Origin of the sequence: Prevotella sp. Rep29 (assembly GCF_019551475.1) — a bacterium.
Taxonomy (GTDB): Bacteria; Bacteroidota; Bacteroidia; order Bacteroidales; family Bacteroidaceae; genus Prevotella.
In genome coordinates this window covers 1,404,312-1,421,065 of record NZ_CP047159.1, presented here as the reverse complement: position 1 = coordinate 1,421,065, position 16,754 = coordinate 1,404,312, and the positions used below count along the sequence as shown (strand labels likewise).

Below are 16,754 nucleotides of genomic sequence, written 5' to 3'. Positions count from 1 at the left end.
GCTTTCAGCGAAATCTGCTGAAAGCCGTTTTTGTAGTCTGTGCTATACCTTATTTCTTCAGCCAGCGGTCGAGCCAGTTGAAGAATGTGCGCTGCCAGAGGACGCCGTTCTGCGGTTTGAGCACCCAGTGGTTCTCGTCGGGGAAGATGAGCAGTTCGGCAGGAATGCCGCGCAGACGAGCCGCATTGAATGCTCCCATTCCCTGGTTGGCGTTGATGCGATAGTCCATTTCGCCGTGGATGCAGAGTATCGGTGTGTCCCACTTATCGACAAAGCGGTGGGGCGAGTTCTCGTATGTGCGCTTGGCGTTCGGCGTAAGGTCCTTGTTCCAGTACGCATCGTCATATTCCCAGTTAGAGAACCATACCTCTTCGGTGTCGGTGTACATCGACTCGAGGTTGAAAGCACCGTCGTGAGAGATGAATGCTTTGAATCGTTTGTCGTGGTGACCGGCAAGATAATAAACCGAGAATCCTCCGAACGAAGCACCTACGGCACCCATGCGGTCTTTGTCAACGTAGGGCAGGTTGGCTGCCGCATCGTCGATGGCTGCAAGATAGTCGCGCATGCACTGACCCGTCCAGTCGCCGCTGATTTGCTCGCACCACTTGCTGCCGAAGCCGGGCAGACCGTGGCGGTTGGGTGCAATGACTACGTAGCCGTGAGCAGCCATAATCATGAAGTTCCAACGATAGCTCCAGAACTGGCTGACAGGGCTTTGCGGACCACCTTCACAGAAGAGCAGCGTAGGATATTTCTTCGTCTCGTCGAAGTTCGGCGGCAGGATAACCCAGTAGTGCAGGTCTTCGCCCGTGCTCGTCTTGGTCCATCGCGGCTGAACGGTGCCTCTCTCCAGCTGGTCGAAGATGTGCTTGTTCTCACATGTAATTTGCTGGCATGTGGTCTTTTGCGGTGACTTGAAGTTAGGCGTAACCACATACAGATCGGCAGGATTCATGTGGTCGTGGCGCTCGGCGAGTATCTGTTTGCCGTTGTTTAGCATCTGCAACGAACCGAAATCGGCTTGGAAATCGGTCAGTTTCTTCACTTCACCCTTCCAGTTGACGCCGTATATGTTCACACATCCGTGCCATACACCGATGAAATAGATGAGTGCATCCTTCGTGTCAGACCAGCAGAACTCATCGACATTCGAGTCGAAACTCTCGGTCAGATAGCGCTTTTCGCCTGTCTTGAGGTCGTACACGCAGAGGCGCTGGCGGTCAGCTTCATAGCCGTCGCGTGCCATTGAGAGCCAAGCAACGTACTTGCCGTCGGGAGAGAATTTCGGATTCTGGTCGTAGCCGGGATTGTTCTTCAAGTTCTCCGGCGCATTGACCGGCTGATTTTTCAGCGATTTCGTAGCGTCGAACTCAAAGTCTTTATAGTTGGCAGGTTTGCAGAGGTTCGTCGTTGTCTTGCTTGCCACATTATATAAAAATATGTCAGAGTCGGTCGAGATGGCATATTTCACGCCCTCTTTCTTACGACAAGTGTAGGCGATGTTTTCCGAATCGATGCTCCAGTCGAGCTGTTCGATGCCTCCGAATGGTGCCATCGGACACTCGTATGGTTCGCCCTCGATGATGTCAATGCCCTCGTCGATGCTTCCGTCGGCAGCCACATCAGCCACGAACGGGTGCAGAATAGACTCTACATAGTGGTCCCAGTGGCGGTAGTTCATGTCCGTAACCAAGCGTCCGGTAGCCTTTGGGAGGTCGTCCGGGTTCTTCTTGATGGTGCCATGGTAGGGGAGTTCCTTGATAAGAATCACCTTCTTGCCGTTTGGCGAGAACTTAAAACCTTCAATGCCCTTAGCATCTTTGGTGAGCTGCTTGCGACCAGTGCCGTCGGGATTCATGCTCCAGAGCTGTCCACCAGTGATGAATGCGATGCGCTTGCCGTTCTCAATCCAAGCCGCGTCGGTCTCATTTTTCGCACCTGTTGTCAGTTTGCGATTATTCTTTCCATCAGCATCCATGATGTAAAGAACGTGGTGGCTCTTGTTTTCTTTCACACTGTAATACCCAACCTGGTACACAATCTGCTTACCATCGGGCGATGCTGCATAGCCGCTGATACGTCCCATAGCCCAAAGCGCCTCGGGTGTCAGCATCTTGCTGCTCAGTTTGATGTTACTTTTTCCTATGTTCACTTCATTCTGTGCTTTAATCGGACTGCTGCAGAGCATAGTCAGCAAGACAGCCATCATCATTGTTTTTCTCATATTTTGATAAATTAGATTTAAGTTTATACGCCTTTTCGCTTTCGTTCCAGTTCCTCTCTCTTGCGCTGCATTTCCTGTTGCTGTTTCTGCATCGCCTCGAGTCGGGCGGCTAATCCTCCGACCTTCTTGGGGTTGTTCTTGTTCTCTTGATAACGTGCTTCGAGTGCCTTGAGCAGTTTCTCGTCGTTGGTCGTCTTGCGCAGTGCCCACATGATGGCAGCACTGAAGAAGAGGCTGACGAAGTAGTAGAAGTTCAGTCCGGCACTGTAGTCGTTGAAGATGAAGAAGAACATGAGCGGCATGAGGAACATCATCCATTGCATCATTTTCATTTGTTGAGCCTGTGCTCCCACCATCTGGTCGCGTTGCTGGCGCATTGTCATCCATGAGTAGAGCAGGTTGGCTCCGCAGAAGAGGATACACGTCAGGGAGAGGTGGTCGCCAATCATCCAGATGTTCGTTCCCCATTCAGCAATCGGGTCGTAGGTGGAGAGGTCTTCAATCCAAAGGAAGCTCTCACCGCGCAGCTGTATGGCGTTCGGCACGAAGTTGAACATCGCAATCCAGATAGGCATCTGGATGACCATCGGCAGACAGCCGCTCAGCGGGCTCACGCCATACTGTGCATACATCTGCATCATGGCTTGCTGTTTCTGCATCTGGTCTTCGGGCTTGTCGTATTGTTTGGTTGCCTCGTCGAGTTTCGGTTTGAGCACACGCATCTTGGCACTGCTCATGTAACTCTTCTTCACCAGCGGATAGGTGATGGCTTTCAGGAGCAGGGTGATGAGAATGAGTACGATACCCATGTTGAGACCAAGATTGGTCAGCCAGTCAAAGACATAGAGGGTGAACCATCTGTTGATGATGCGGAACAATGGCCATCCTAAGTAAACGAGGCGTTCCATCTTCAAGTCCTTTCCGAATTTGCTTTCTTTCTCCATGGCTTGAAGCAGGCGGAAGTCGTTGGGACCGAAGAAAAACTCCAGTTCAGTGGGTGTCTTTCCGGTCGGGTCGAAGAATGTCTCCACGCGTGCTTTGTACTCCTTCAGATAGCCTGACTCCTTTTGTTGGGGAATGCTGGTCAGTGAGGCGTTTGGTGCGAAGTCGTTCTTCGCAATCATCATGGCGCTGAAGAACTGGTTCTTAAAGGCTATCCAGTCAAGCGTTTCGCTGATTCGCTCGTCGATTTTCTCGGATGTTTCACTCAGATAATCGGTGCCTCCGTCTTTCTCCTTATAGGTCAGTGTGGCATATCGGTTTTCAAACGTAAAACCTTTTTCCTGCTGCCGGCAGCGCTCGTTCCACTCTACGTTCACCGCGTTGGTCTTTGAAGAGAACACGCCTTCCATTCCCTGTGCTTGCAGAGAGAAGTGAAGCATATAGTCTTTTCCCAGCAGATAGCGCATGGTGAGGGTCTTTCCTGCACCGGCTGTTGCTGTCAGTGTCACCGTGGAATCGGTCTTTTCCGATGCGGAGAAAAAGAGTTCTTCCGTGTTGATGTTCTGTTCTTTGCCGTCGATTTTGAACGACAGGCTCTGGTCCTTTTCGTCAAAGAGTGTCACGTCTTTCGCACCATCCAGGCTTTTATAGTCTTTGATGACGGCTTTTGTGACCGTTCCTCCTTTGCTGTTGATGGTCAGTTCCAGCTTGTCGTTCTTGAGAACAATGTTCTCTGCACTCCCTGTGAGTGCTTGGTGGAAGAGGGCAGTGGTGTCTTCCAATGTCTGCTTTTTGATTTCTTCCTGTTTTTTCTGAGCGGCTTTCTGCTGTTCTACAGCCTTTTTCTTGTCAGCTTCTTGCTTTGCCAACAGTTCTTGCTGGGCTTTGATTTGTTCTTCTGACGGCTGATTATATATGCTGAATCCGATGATAACAGCTCCTATGAGTAGAATTCCTATGATTGTGTTTTTGTCCATAACTTATTTTTTCTTGTTTTCGATTGCTGTTTTAATGAAATTGAGGAAGAGTGGGTGGGGGTTCAAGACGGTTGATTGATATTCCGGATGGAATTGTGTTCCGATGAACCATTTCAATGCGGGAATCTCAACGATTTCAACCAATCCGCTTTCGGGATTCTTGCCGACACACTTCATGCCGTTCTTTTCATATTCTTTTTCGTACATGTTGTTGAATTCATATCTGTGGCGATGGCGCTCCTTGATGGGCGTTTCGCCATATATTGAATATGAAAGGGAATCTTTTTCAAGGACGCAGTCGTATGCTCCCAACCGCATGGTTCCGCCCATGTTGGTAATATTCTTCTGCTCTTCCATGATGTCAATCACGTTGTGCTCCGTCTTTTCGTTCATCTCGCGCGAATTTGCGTCGCTGTATCCCAATACGTTGCGCGCAAATTCGATGACCATCATCTGCATTCCCAGACAGATTCCGAATGTGGGAATATCGTTTTCGCGGGCATATTGAATGGCTGTGATTTTCCCTTCGATGCCACGGTCTCCAAATCCCGGGCATATCACGATGCCGTCTTGTCCGGAAAGCTGTTCAGCGATGTTCTCTTTTGTGAGTTTCTCCGAGTTGATATAAGTCAGCACCGCTTTGTGGTCATTATAGGTTGCTGCTTGCGAGAGGCTCTCACGGATGCTCTTATAGGCATCTTGCAGGTCGTATTTCCCGACGAGTCCGATGTGTACTTCCGACTTGGCTTTCTTCAACTTGTCAAGGAATGTCCGCCACGGACCAAGTGGGGGAGTATCGCCAATCGGCTCACCCATCTTTCTCAGGATTGCGGTGTCCATGCCTTGTGTCTGCATGGCAACCGGCACGTCGTAGATAGACGGGAGGTCCTCGCTCTGCACGACGCAGTCAATGTCAACATTACAGAAGGCTGCTACTTTCCTGCGGATATTGTCGTTCAGGTGTTTTTCTGTTCGCAGCACCAATATGTCTGGCTGAATACCAATGCTTTGCAACTCTTTCACGCTGTGCTGCGTGGGCTTTGTCTTCAACTCCTGCGCGGCTTTCAGATAGGGAACGTAGGTCAGGTGCACGCACAGGGCTTTCTTGCCAAGTTCCCACTTCAGCTGTCGGATGGCTTCCAGGAACGGGGTTGACTCGATGTCGCCGACGGTTCCGCCAATCTCCGTGATGACGAAGTCGTAGTGGTTTTTGTTCCCGAGCAGCTGGACGCGCCTCTTAATCTCGTCCGTGATGTGCGGAATGACCTGGATGGTCTTTCCCAAATAGTCGCCGCGGCGCTCCTTGTCAATCACGGCTTTGTATATCCGACCTGTGGTCAACGAATTGGCACGAGTTGTCTGGATACCCGTGAAACGCTCATAGTGACCGAGGTCTAAGTCGGTCTCCATGCCATCTACTGTCACGTAGCACTCGCCGTGCTCGTATGGATTCAGTGTGCCCGGATCAATGTTGATATACGGATCGAATTTCTGGATGGTGATATTGTATCCCCTTGCTTGAAGTAACTTCCCGATGGAAGACGAAATAATTCCTTTTCCAAGCGAGGAAACGACACCGCCCGTAACGAAGATATACTTTGTTTCTGTCACAATGATAATGTTTTTAATTGTTTATGAGTAACTAAGTCAAGGTGCAAAATTACAATAAAAAAGTGAAAGGAGCAAATAAATAACAGTTCAATATATATAAGATGTGGTCAGAACGTCAAAAAATGCCCTGAAAGCTCTGCGTAAATTCAACAAAAATGCCCCCAAAACACGCCTTGCATAAACATACGCTAAACGCGTATAAATATACGGTTGAACTTTCGCTTTCCAAAAGTTTAACTTTTGGAAAGTATTTCTTAATGCTTTGAAAATCAATCGTTTATGAATTGCACATCATTCGCTTCACCCTTGCATAAATATACAAAAGCTGTCAGCGGCAAAACGAACGGAATGCCGGAGCGGCACAAAAGCTGCCGTCAGACTTTCATCCACCCCTATATGGAAACTCGCGTGAATATTGATATGACATGGAAGAAACCATAATTCTTTGTGCCGATAGTATCGTAATTCGAGAATTTTGTCTAAATTTGCACCAAAAACAGCATGAAATGTCCAATATATAAAATCTTCATTGTCGCTTGCTTCTGTTTGCTGAGCCATCTTGACGCAAGTGCGCAGGTCGTTCGAAGCGGAGCGGTGCACGTTGACAGCCATTCACAATTAGTGAAAAACTATACCGACTCATTGGCTATTTACCGACACAGGATTGACTCGCTGGCGGAGGAGAACAGAAGGCTGAAACTGTCTTCTGAAGCACCACTTCTTGATGGTAAATATTACAAACTTTTCGTGCCGTTGACTTTCTATCATTCGTTGGCAAAAAACAAGTTTTCACTCGGAAGTGACTCTGCGATGCAAAGTCTTGAAAACAAGTATATTGAAAACGCTTTAATGAATATTTACTTGAAGCGTCAGGACTTGGTGGCGAACAGCGAAAACAACCTGCAGAAAGCGGATGGGGCGACCCCGGAAATTGACGTGCCGGTTCATCATGATGCCGGACTTGTAGAGAAGATTTCACCGACCACGATAGAGCCGACGAAAACACCGGTCGAGGTGTTGGTGAAACGTCCGAATTTCTGGACGATAAAGGGTGACTATTATCTGCAGTTCCTGCAAAATTACGTCTCGAGCAATTGGTATAAGGGAGGCGAAAGCACCTATTCAATGCTCGGAAGTATCACCATGGAAGCCAATTATAATAATAAGCAGAAGGTGAAATGGGACAATAAGCTGGAGATGAAACTGGGCTTCCTGACCTCACGGAGCGACAGCCTCCATTCATTCAAAGCGTCGGAAGACCTTATCCGATACACGGGAAAACTGGGCTTGCAGGCATCTAAGAAATGGTATTACACGCTGCAAGTCTTGGCATCTACTCAGTTCTATCGCGGCTATAAGAGCAATGACGAGCGCATCTACTCCGACTTCCTCTCTCCGTTCGACCTCAACATCTCGCTGGGTATGGACTATACGGTCGAGGCATTCAATAAAAAACTGACAGGAAATGTCCATCTGGCACCGGCAGCATACAACTTCCGCTTTGTGAAACGGAAGGAACTGGCAACCCGATATAATCTGGAAGAAGGCAAGAAGACGCTGCATGACATCGGTTCTCAGTTTACGATCGACCTGATGTGGAAGTTCACCGACCAGATTAACTGGAAAATGCGAATCTACGGCTTCACGACCTATAAGCGTGCTGAGTTTGAATGGGAGAATACATTTGTCTTCAAGTTCAATAGGTATATTTCGACAAACGTGTTTATCTATCCGCGTTTCGATGATGGTGTTGCGCGCGACGGGCACCATGGTTACTGGCAGTTGAAAGAGTTTGCCTCCGTTGGCTTTGCTTATTCATTCTGATAGGCGAGGGGAGAGGTCCTTTCTGTACATTAATATATTTATAGGCAAAAAAAGGCAAAGGGTTCGTTTGGAAAATACAGACGAAAGCCGTATCTTTGCACAAAGAAACGAAAAATCTAAAATCAAAAACACTATGAAACCCACACCAATTAAACGAGAAATTATCGACCAAGCCATACAAGAGTTTGGCATACAAGACTTTGGACGCGCCACCATACGCGAAGTGAAACAGGTTGCAGCCATTGCAGAGCGCGCCTCAGGTGAAGAATTCATCAAGATGGAAATGGGCATACCCGGACTGCCGGCAGCACGCGTGGGTGTGGAAGCGCAAATCAAAGCCCTACAAGACGGCATCGCCAACATGTATCCCGACATACAGGGACTGCCCGAACTCAAAAAACAAGCATCACGGTTCGTCAAAGCATTCATCGGTATCGACATCGAAGCCGAAGGCTGCATACCCGTCGTAGGCAGCATGCAAGGCGGCTACGCATCTTTCCTCGCATGCTCGCAGGCAGACCGGAAAAAAGACACCGTGCTCTTCATCGACCCGGGATTCCCCGTACAGAAAATGCAGATTAACGTCATGGGTGCACGCTGCGAGACTTTCGACGTCTATGAGCACCGCGGAGACCGGCTGCGCGCCAAACTTGAAAGCTATCTCAAGGCAGGAAACATCTGTGCCATCGTCTATTCCAACCCCAACAATCCCTCGTGGATATGCCTCACTGAGGACGAACTGCGCACGATAGGGGAGCTCTCACAAGAGTACGACGTCACCATTATCGAAGACCTGGCATATTTCGCGATGGACTTCAGGAACGACCTGAGCCGTCCGTTCGAGCCGCCATACCAGCCGACAGTGGGACACTATACCGACAACTACATACTCCTCATCAGCGGCTCGAAAGCCTTCAGTTATGCTGGCGAGCGCATTGCCGTTACCTGCATCAGCAACCGGCTTTATCACCGCACATATCCGGATCTCGCAGCACGTTACGACGGACTGCCTTTCGGAGCCGTATTCTCAACACGCATGCTATACGCACTCAGCTCAGGAACGAGCCACAGCGCACAATACGCACTAGCAGCAATCATGCGCGAAGCCACCGACGGGCACTTCAATTTCCGCGACGATATCATTATCTACGGACAACGGGCACACCGACTCAAGGAAATATTCACACGCCACGGCTTCCAAATCGTTTACGACCGAGACGGAACAGAACCCATAGCCGACGGATTCTATTTCACAATCGGCTACCCGGGCATGACTTCCAGCCAACTTGCACGCGAACTGATGTACTACGGCGTATCAGCCATCAACCTCGGAACAACTGGCAGCGAGCAGCAAGGTCTGCGCATCTGTACATCATTCGTAACTGACAACCAGTACACGTTGCTTGATAAACGTATGCAAATTTTCGCCGAGAATAATCCCGTGTGATCATGAAAACAAACCCTGCGCATGCGTGCGCGTATATATAAATAATGTGTAGGAGGCGCAATGACATTGCACGTTGCGTGATGAAAAACTGCACGCAATATACTTAAGCAATGCATATGTACAATTTTTAGATAATATACATTATGATAAATAAGATAATCGGGTAACCCCTAACGGACAAATATATGGAGAATATGGAGAAAAAGATGCTATTAATAGTTGATCCGCAAATTGATTTCATCAGCGGATCACTCCCCGTGCCCCACGCCCAGGAAGCTATGGAGGCACTGGGCGCATACATTTCAGATAACAAAGACAAGTATTGCTGCAAAGTTGTAACGACCGACTGGCACCCGTACAGACACTGCTCGTTCCAGCCACAAGGCGGACAATGGCCCATTCATTGTGTGAGTAACACCGTCGGTGCAGCCATTTATCCCGCACTTGTTGCACCGCTGAATGAATCAGGCGGACTGCTGAAAGTACTCCGCAAAGGCGTTTACGAGGACCGCGAAGAATACTCCATATTCAAAAACCATGCTTCAGCAAATACTTTGAAGCAACTTATCACGGCGCTGGAAATCAGTCAGATAGACCTTTGCGGACTTGCCGGAGATGTCTGCGTGCTCGACACACTGAAAGACGGCATCGAACAATATGGCAAAAAGCTCTTCCGGGTACTCACGGAATTCTCACCATCGCTCGACGGAGGCAAAAGTCTCGAGACATTTATCAAAGACAACGGCATCTCCTACGAATAGCTTGCAGGCAACTTATCCGACGAAAAAGCATGGCAGAATACATCGAAATCAAAGGCGCACGGGTCAATAACCTGAAGCATATTGACGTGAAAATCCCACGAGACCAATTCGTTGCGGTTACTGGAGTCAGTGGTAGCGGCAAGTCGTCGTTGGCATTCGACACCCTCTATGCAGAAGGTCAGCGCCGATACGTCGAGAGTCTGTCGTCCTATGCACGCCAGTTTTTGGGTCGCTTGAGCAAACCTGAGTGCGACTTTATAAGAGGTCTGCCGCCCGCAATCGCCATCGAACAGAAGGTCAACAGCCGCAATCCACGTTCCACAGTCGGAACTTCAACCGAGATTTACGAGTATCTCAGGCTACTATACACCCGCATCGGACACACCTACTCCCCTATCAGCGGCGAAGAAGTGAAGAAACACACGACGGAAGACATACTGAAACGGGTGTTTTCTTTCTCTCCAGGCACCAAGTTTATCGTCATGGCGCCTCTCCAGATACCCGAAGGCAGGCCGCTCCAAAAGCATCTGGAAATGGAAATGCAGCAGGGATTCGTCCGTTTGAGCTGTAAAGGAGAGATTATGCGCATCAGCGATGTGCTTAGCGATGCTTCGCTGCTTGACAAAATCAATGCCAACGATTTGTACCTCGTCGTTGACCGCATGTCTGTTGACGACAGCGCCGACACGATGTCCCGTTTGACCGATTCGCTTGAAACAGCCCTGTACGAAGGCGACGGCGTTTGCCGCCTCGCATTCCTTCCTGCCAATATATCCTACGACTTCTCGACCCGTTTTGAGGCTGACGGCATCACTTTTGAAGAGCCGAACGACAACATGTTCTCGTTCAATTCGCCCGTCGGAGCATGTCCTACCTGCGAAGGATTCGGGCGCATCATCGGAATTGACGAAAAACTGGTGATTCCAAATACCACCCTGAGCGTTTACGACGGCTGCGTACAATGCTGGCATGGAGAGAAAATGAAGGTGTGGCAGGAGGAGTTCTGCAGGCGTGCAGCCAAAGATGACTTCCCTATTTTCACTCCTTACTATAAGCTGTCGCGTGAAGAGAAAGACATGCTCTGGCACGGATTGCCGTCAGAAAGCGGCAAGGATATTCACGAACAAGTCTCCATCGACTCGTTCTTCCAGATGCTCAAAGAGAACCAATACAAGATTCAATATCGAGTCATGATGAGCCGATACCGAGGCAAGACGTTCTGCCCGGATTGTCACGGAACACGACTGAAGAAAACGGCAAGTTACGTGAAGATTAACGGCAAGAGCATTACCGACTTGGTCGAGATGTCCGTATGGAACCTCAAGCAGTGGTTCGACAACCTGAAACTGGATGCGCACGAGGAAAAAATCGCAAACAGACTCTTGGTGGAAATCAAAAACCGCCTGCAGTTCCTGGTAAATGTGGGACTGGGATATCTCACGCTCAACAGACAGTCCAACTCGCTGAGCGGAGGCGAAAGCCAACGAATCAACCTGACCACCTCGCTTGGCAGTTCACTTGTCGGTTCGCTCTACATCCTCGATGAGCCCAGTATCGGACTGCATAGCCGCGATACAGACAGGCTGGTACAGGTGCTAAAAGACTTGCGCGATGTGGGCAACACCGTCATCGTCGTTGAACACGATGAAGAAATCATGCGGACAGCCGATTATCTCATCGATATCGGTCCAGACGCAGGAAGACTCGGTGGAGAAATTGTTTTTGAAGGAAAAGGAAGCGATATTGACAAGAAAGCGCTCAAGAAATATCCGCGCTCACACACCGTGCGTTATCTCACCCATACCGACACGATTGCAACTCCGACAACCCGTCGCCCGTGGAATATGGCGATTGAAATCAAAGGTGCACGGATGAACAACCTGAAAGGCATTGACGTGAAATTTCCGCTCAACGTGCTGAATGTGATTACAGGAGTCAGCGGCAGCGGCAAGTCGTCGCTCGTGAAAGGCATCCTCTACCCTGCCCTGAAGCGTCATTTGGATGAGGTGTGCGATGCCCCTGGCGAATACGGCGGTCTCGAGGGCGACTGGCAACAAGTGAAACACGTGGAGTTTGTTGATCAAAATCCAATAGGAAAGAGCACTCGTTCCAATCCCGCCACATACGTTAAAGCCTACGACGCCATCCGCCAGCTTTTTGCCGAACAGCCACTTTCCAAGCAGCTGAATTTCTCGCCGCAGCATTTTTCTTTCAATGCCGACGGAGGACGCTGCGAGGAATGCAAAGGTGCCGGCGTCATCACCGTTGAGATGCAGTTCATGGCAGACTTGGTTCTGGAATGCGAATCCTGCCATGGGAAACGTTTCAAGAAAGATATTCTCGACGTACGGTTTGCGGGAAAAAACATCAACGACATCTTAGACCTTACCGTTTCCGAAGCGATATCCTTTTTCGAAGAGCATAAGGAGAAAGGCATCGTCGGACGACTCAAGCCGCTTGAAGATGTCGGATTGGGATACATTAAGCTCGGACAGAGTTCCTCAACGCTCTCCGGCGGTGAGAATCAGCGGGTGAAACTGGCATATTTCATCGGTCAGGAGCGACAGGACCCCACCCTGTTTATCTTCGACGAGCCGACCACCGGTCTCCATTTTCATGACATCCAGCGCCTGCTCACCGCCTTTGACGCATTGATAGCGCGCGGCCATACCATCATCGTCATTGAGCATAATCTTGACATCATCAAATGTGCCGATTACGTGATAGACCTCGGTCCGGAAGGCGGCGACATGGGTGGAAACCTTGTTTGTGCCGGCACCCCGGAAGACATCGTGCGCAATGAGAATAGTCTTACGGGCAAATATCTCGCAGGAAAAATAAATTGAAAAATATTTTGCGCATACGAAAAATAACACTACCTTTGCACCGCATAAAATCAGGCGAACGATTATTCGCCCTGTACCGTTGCCGATATGGCTCAGTTGGTAGAGCAATTCATTCGTAATGAATAGGTCCCCGGTTCGAGTCCGGGTATCGGCTCCATAAAGATTAAAACAATGGATATGCCTTTTGGCATGACGTTCTTTTAATCTTTTATTGTTAAGGCGGAATTAGCACATCGGTAGTGCGTGGGCTTCCCAAGCCTGAGAGGCGGGTTCGATTCCCGTATTCCGCTCTCTTTTCGTGAATAGAGCAGTCTGTTTTTACTCTCCCCTCCATCTCTGTATAAATATACCACGAAAGCGTATAAATATGACGGGTGAACTTTCATTTTCCAAAAGTTGAACTTTTGCGTTCTAAAAGTTCAACTTTCAGGCGCTAAAAGTTCAACTTTTACACGCTGAAAGTGGCACTTTTAGAAGGCCATATATAACGAGTTGAAAATCAGAACTTTGCAAATTGTCCTGCAATGCGGATGCAACTGTATAAATATACAATTGTGAAGGTTTGTAAAGCTGCTTATTCTTCGATGCAGAAATTTGTCGGAAACACCTCGGATTTGTAAAGATAGTAGAACATTTTGCGGACTTTAATTTCAAAAAAGTGGATTGACGGAATAGTCCAGTTGCTCCTACCCCACTTCATTTTGTTTCAGCGCAATCTCGAACTCCTAAACCGCGATTTAAGTTTTATTAAGCAAATTAAACATATAAAAGTGTACAACCTATTGATTTTTTTTGTAATTTTGCAACGTTTTTAAAAACATTTTGCTTTATTAAATTGTAAATCAGCCACTTAACAACTTTTGCACGTTAAATGAGACAACTGAAAATCCAAAAGAGTATTACCAATCGCTCGAGTGAGGCACTGGACAAATATCTGGTGGAGATTGGACGTGCGCCATTGATTTCTATTGATGAAGAGATTGAATTGGCGCAGAAAATCAAAAAAGGCGGACCGGAAGGCGAACGGGCTAAGGACAAGTTGGTCACAGCCAACTTGCGTTTCGTCGTGTCCGTTGCCAAACAATATCAGCATCAGGGACTTACGCTGACCGACTTGATCGACGAGGGTAATATCGGATTGATAAAAGCTGCGCAGAAGTTTGACGAGACACGCGGTTTCAAGTTCATCTCTTATGCCGTTTGGTGGATACGCCAGAGCATTCTGCAGGCGATAGCCGAGCAGAGCCGCATCGTAAGGCTCCCGCTCAACCAGGTTGGTTCGCTTAACAAGATTAACCACGAAATCAACCGTTTTGAGCAAGAGAATCAGCGTCATCCTTCAGTGTCGGAGCTTTCTGAGGCAACCAAACTCGACGAGGAAAAGATTGGACAAAGTCTCATGGCTGACGGTCACCACGTGAGTATCGACGCCCCATTCCAGGACGGTGAGGACAACTGTATGCTTGATGTGATGCCGAGTGGCGATGACAGTCGCACCGACCGTCAGGTTGACCACGAGTCGATGGCACTTGAGTTGAATTCCGTGTTGAACAAGGTGCTCAAAGAGCGTGAGATTACCATTATTCGCGAGTGTTTCGGCATTGGCTGTCACGAGAAAGGTTTGGAGGAAATCGGCGATCAGCTCGGGCTGACTCGTGAGCGTGTACGCCAAATCAGGGAAAAGAGCATTGCCAAGCTGCGCGACAGTGGCAATGCGAAGATTCTCATGAAATATCTGGGATAGTCCTGCATGACGGATTAAACATTTTAGATAGTCATTCATCTAAACATTAAAGACAATATAAATGAAAGGATTGAATATGAAAAGAATACTATTTACAATGTCTTTGCTGGCAGTATGTTTGTTGGTTTCAGCACAAAAGCCGGCAGAAGCCAAATTCGAAAAAGTCACACACAGCTTCGGCAAATTCTCCAGTAAGAACGCCAAGCAGGAATGTGTATTCACTTTCACAAACGTTGGCGAGAAGCCATTGGTTATCAATCAGGCAGTGGCAAGTTGCGGCTGCACGGTTCCTAAGTACACTAAGACCCCGATTGCTCCGGGACAGAAAGGCGAAATCAAGGTTGCTTATAACGGAGCAGGTCGCGTGCCCGGCTATTTCAAGAAGACCATTACGATACAGACAAACGGCAAGCCCGAAATGACCCGTCTGTACATTGAGGGTGAAATGACGGACTGACCTGACGGCGAAAGACGATAAAAAGACAATCAATAAAAGCCGGCTGGAGAAATCCAGCCGGCTTTTATGGTATCTCTGCAACATGTTTTCTGTCATGGGAATGTGTGGGAACGGTCCGTCCAAGACGCTACACATTATTATATATCCTGACTTCATCACTTTTTTGCGCCATCATATAGCGCACAATGATAATCAGCGAGTTACGTAAAATTATTGGGTGGTTTGGGTGGCGCAAGCGAAAAACGTGTACCTTTGCACCATGTATGTACGCAAGAAACACAATCGTTCCGGCTCTACAAGTGTGGTAGTGGTCAGTAAAGCGAGTGGAAAGTATAAAGAAATAAAATCGTTTGGCTCCTCTACATCCGAAGAGGAAATACATTCATTATGCGATAAGGCTGCTGCATGGATACGTTCATTTGGCGGTCAGCAAGAACTTGACTTTGATGACCGCAAGGGAAAGGAAGTCGAGGAGACAGAGCGTTTCCTTAGCAATATTGACAACGTGTTGATAAACGGTACTCGGCTTCTGCTTGATCAAGTCTATGACAGCATCGGCTTCAACCGGATTCCCGATGAGATTCTGCGTCATTTGGTAATCGCAAGGGTGTCGCAGCCCAGAAGCAAACTTGCCACAGTAGATTACCTGAAGTCATATTATGATGAAGATGTTGACCTCAACCACATCTATCGCTACATGGACAAGCTCTACAATACCCAGATGGAGCTTGCGCAGCAGATTAGCGTAGAGCACACCCGGAAACTGTTCGGAGGCAAGATTGGATTGATGTTCTACGACGTGACGACGCTCTACTTTGAGACAGCACAGACGGACGTATTGCGTGAACCGGGGTTTTCAAAGGATGGAAAGACGGCAGAGTCACAGGTTATACTCGGTCTGCTTGTATCAGAAGGAGGCTACCCGCTTTCATACTCTCTGTTCAACGGCAGCCAGTATGAGGGCTTCACCATGATACCAATGATAGATGACTTCAAGCAGCGTTTCAATCTGGGGAAAGATTTTGTTGTGGTGGCAGACTCAGGCTTGATGAACAAGAACAATGTCACTTTGCTGCAGGAGGCTGGCTACAACTACATACTTGGAGCCCGCATCAAGAGCGAGAGCGCAAGCGTGAAGCAATGGATTCTCTCTTTAGAGAAGGTTGATAAAGCCTGTTACGACTACAAACGTGAGAATGGGGAAAGACTTATCGTCAGTTATTCCGACAAGCGTGCAAAGAAGGATGCCTACAACCGTGACCGCGGAATTGTCCGATTGAGAAAAGCCTATAAGACCGGACGCATCACGAAGAGTCAGGTGAACAAGCGTGGCTACAACAAGTTTCTTGAAATCAGCAAGGACATAGAAGTCGTCATCAGCGAAGAGAAGATTGCAGAGGACTGCCAGTGGGACGGACTCAAGGGCTACATCACCAATACAGACCTTGACGCCGAGCGTGTCATTGCCGAGTATCATGGACTCTGGGTGGTGGAACGTGCATTCCGTATTTCAAAAGGAACTCTGGAAATGCGTCCGATGTTTCATTTTACAGAACGTAGGATAGAGGCACATGTCTGCATTTGCTTCATCGCCTATAAGGTATATAAGGAACTGGAGCGACTCATTGCCATTAACAAGATTGGGATGAGTGTCGATAAGGTGCTTGAGGCAGCCAAAACTATCACGACAATCAGGGTAAGGATGCCTAAAAACGGGACTTACTTCACTAAGACACTCTTCTTGACGGAGAAGCACCTCGCAGTGAAACCACTTTTCGACATATCTGGCAACAAATCTTAATTTGGGTGGCGCATTGACGAAGTCAGGAAAAGACAATCAATAAAAGCCGGCTGGAGAAATCCAGCCGGCTTTTATGGTATCTCTGCAACATGTTTTCTGTCATGGGAATGTGTGGGA

Annotated in this window: 10 protein-coding genes and 2 tRNA genes; 9 read left to right on the top strand and 3 right to left on the bottom strand. The window is 48.4% G+C overall.

The annotated features are described in order from the left end of the window. Window positions 1–49: 49 nt before the first annotated feature. The 3 genes from GRF55_RS06020 to GRF55_RS06010 are packed head-to-tail and all read right to left on the bottom strand — an operon-like array spanning window position 50 to window position 5,757. Complete coding sequence (locus GRF55_RS06020) at window positions 50–2,227, bottom strand: S9 family peptidase (protein WP_220367560.1); 2,178 nt, start codon at window positions 2,225–2,227, stop codon at window positions 50–52. Between the two features lie 23 nt (window positions 2,228–2,250). Then, a complete protein-coding gene (gene yidC / locus GRF55_RS06015) occupies window positions 2,251–4,146 on the bottom strand; it encodes a membrane protein insertase YidC (protein ID WP_220367559.1) in 1,896 nt (631 codons plus the stop codon). Between the two features lie 3 nt (window positions 4,147–4,149). Beyond that, window positions 4,150–5,757 carry a CTP synthase gene (locus tag GRF55_RS06010; RefSeq protein WP_220367558.1) on the bottom strand — a complete coding sequence of 536 codons (1,608 nt, stop codon included), beginning with the start codon at window positions 5,755–5,757 and terminating at the stop codon, window positions 4,150–4,152. A gap of 501 nt (window positions 5,758–6,258) precedes the next feature. Here GRF55_RS06010 and GRF55_RS06005 point away from each other — a divergent pair. From GRF55_RS06005 to GRF55_RS05965, 9 genes are all read left to right on the top strand, one after another. Further along, the gene (locus GRF55_RS06005; protein WP_220367557.1) at window positions 6,259–7,581 is read left to right on the top strand and encodes a DUF3078 domain-containing protein; all 1,323 of its coding nucleotides are present in this window, start codon (window positions 6,259–6,261) and stop codon (window positions 7,579–7,581) included. Between the two features lie 133 nt (window positions 7,582–7,714). Next, complete coding sequence (locus tag GRF55_RS06000) at window positions 7,715–9,028, top strand: pyridoxal phosphate-dependent aminotransferase (protein WP_220367556.1); 1,314 nt, start codon at window positions 7,715–7,717, stop codon at window positions 9,026–9,028. A 206-nt stretch (window positions 9,029–9,234) separates the two neighbouring features. Further along, complete coding sequence (locus GRF55_RS05995) at window positions 9,235–9,789, top strand: isochorismatase family protein (protein ID WP_255563726.1); 555 nt, start codon at window positions 9,235–9,237, stop codon at window positions 9,787–9,789. 29 nt (window positions 9,790–9,818) lie between these two features. Next, entirely contained in the window at window positions 9,819–12,635 is a 2,817-nt protein-coding gene (gene uvrA, locus GRF55_RS05990; RefSeq protein WP_220367554.1) for an excinuclease ABC subunit UvrA, read from the top strand. A gap of 81 nt (window positions 12,636–12,716) precedes the next feature. Then, window positions 12,717–12,792 (top strand) — tRNA-Thr (locus tag GRF55_RS05985). Window positions 12,793–12,854: 62 nt separating this feature from the next. Beyond that, window positions 12,855–12,925, top strand: a tRNA-Gly gene (locus GRF55_RS05980). A gap of 581 nt (window positions 12,926–13,506) precedes the next feature. Then, a complete protein-coding gene (locus GRF55_RS05975) occupies window positions 13,507–14,379 on the top strand; it encodes an RNA polymerase sigma factor RpoD/SigA (RefSeq protein ID WP_220367553.1) in 873 nt (290 codons plus the stop codon). A gap of 76 nt (window positions 14,380–14,455) precedes the next feature. Beyond that, a complete protein-coding gene (locus GRF55_RS05970; protein ID WP_220367552.1) occupies window positions 14,456–14,836 on the top strand; it encodes a DUF1573 domain-containing protein in 381 nt (126 codons plus the stop codon). Window positions 14,837–15,095: 259 nt separating this feature from the next. Next, window positions 15,096–16,637: an IS1634 family transposase gene (locus GRF55_RS05965; RefSeq protein WP_172774742.1), complete on the top strand. Its 1,542-nt coding sequence runs from the start codon at window positions 15,096–15,098 to the stop codon at window positions 16,635–16,637. Window positions 16,638–16,754 lie beyond the last annotated feature (117 nt).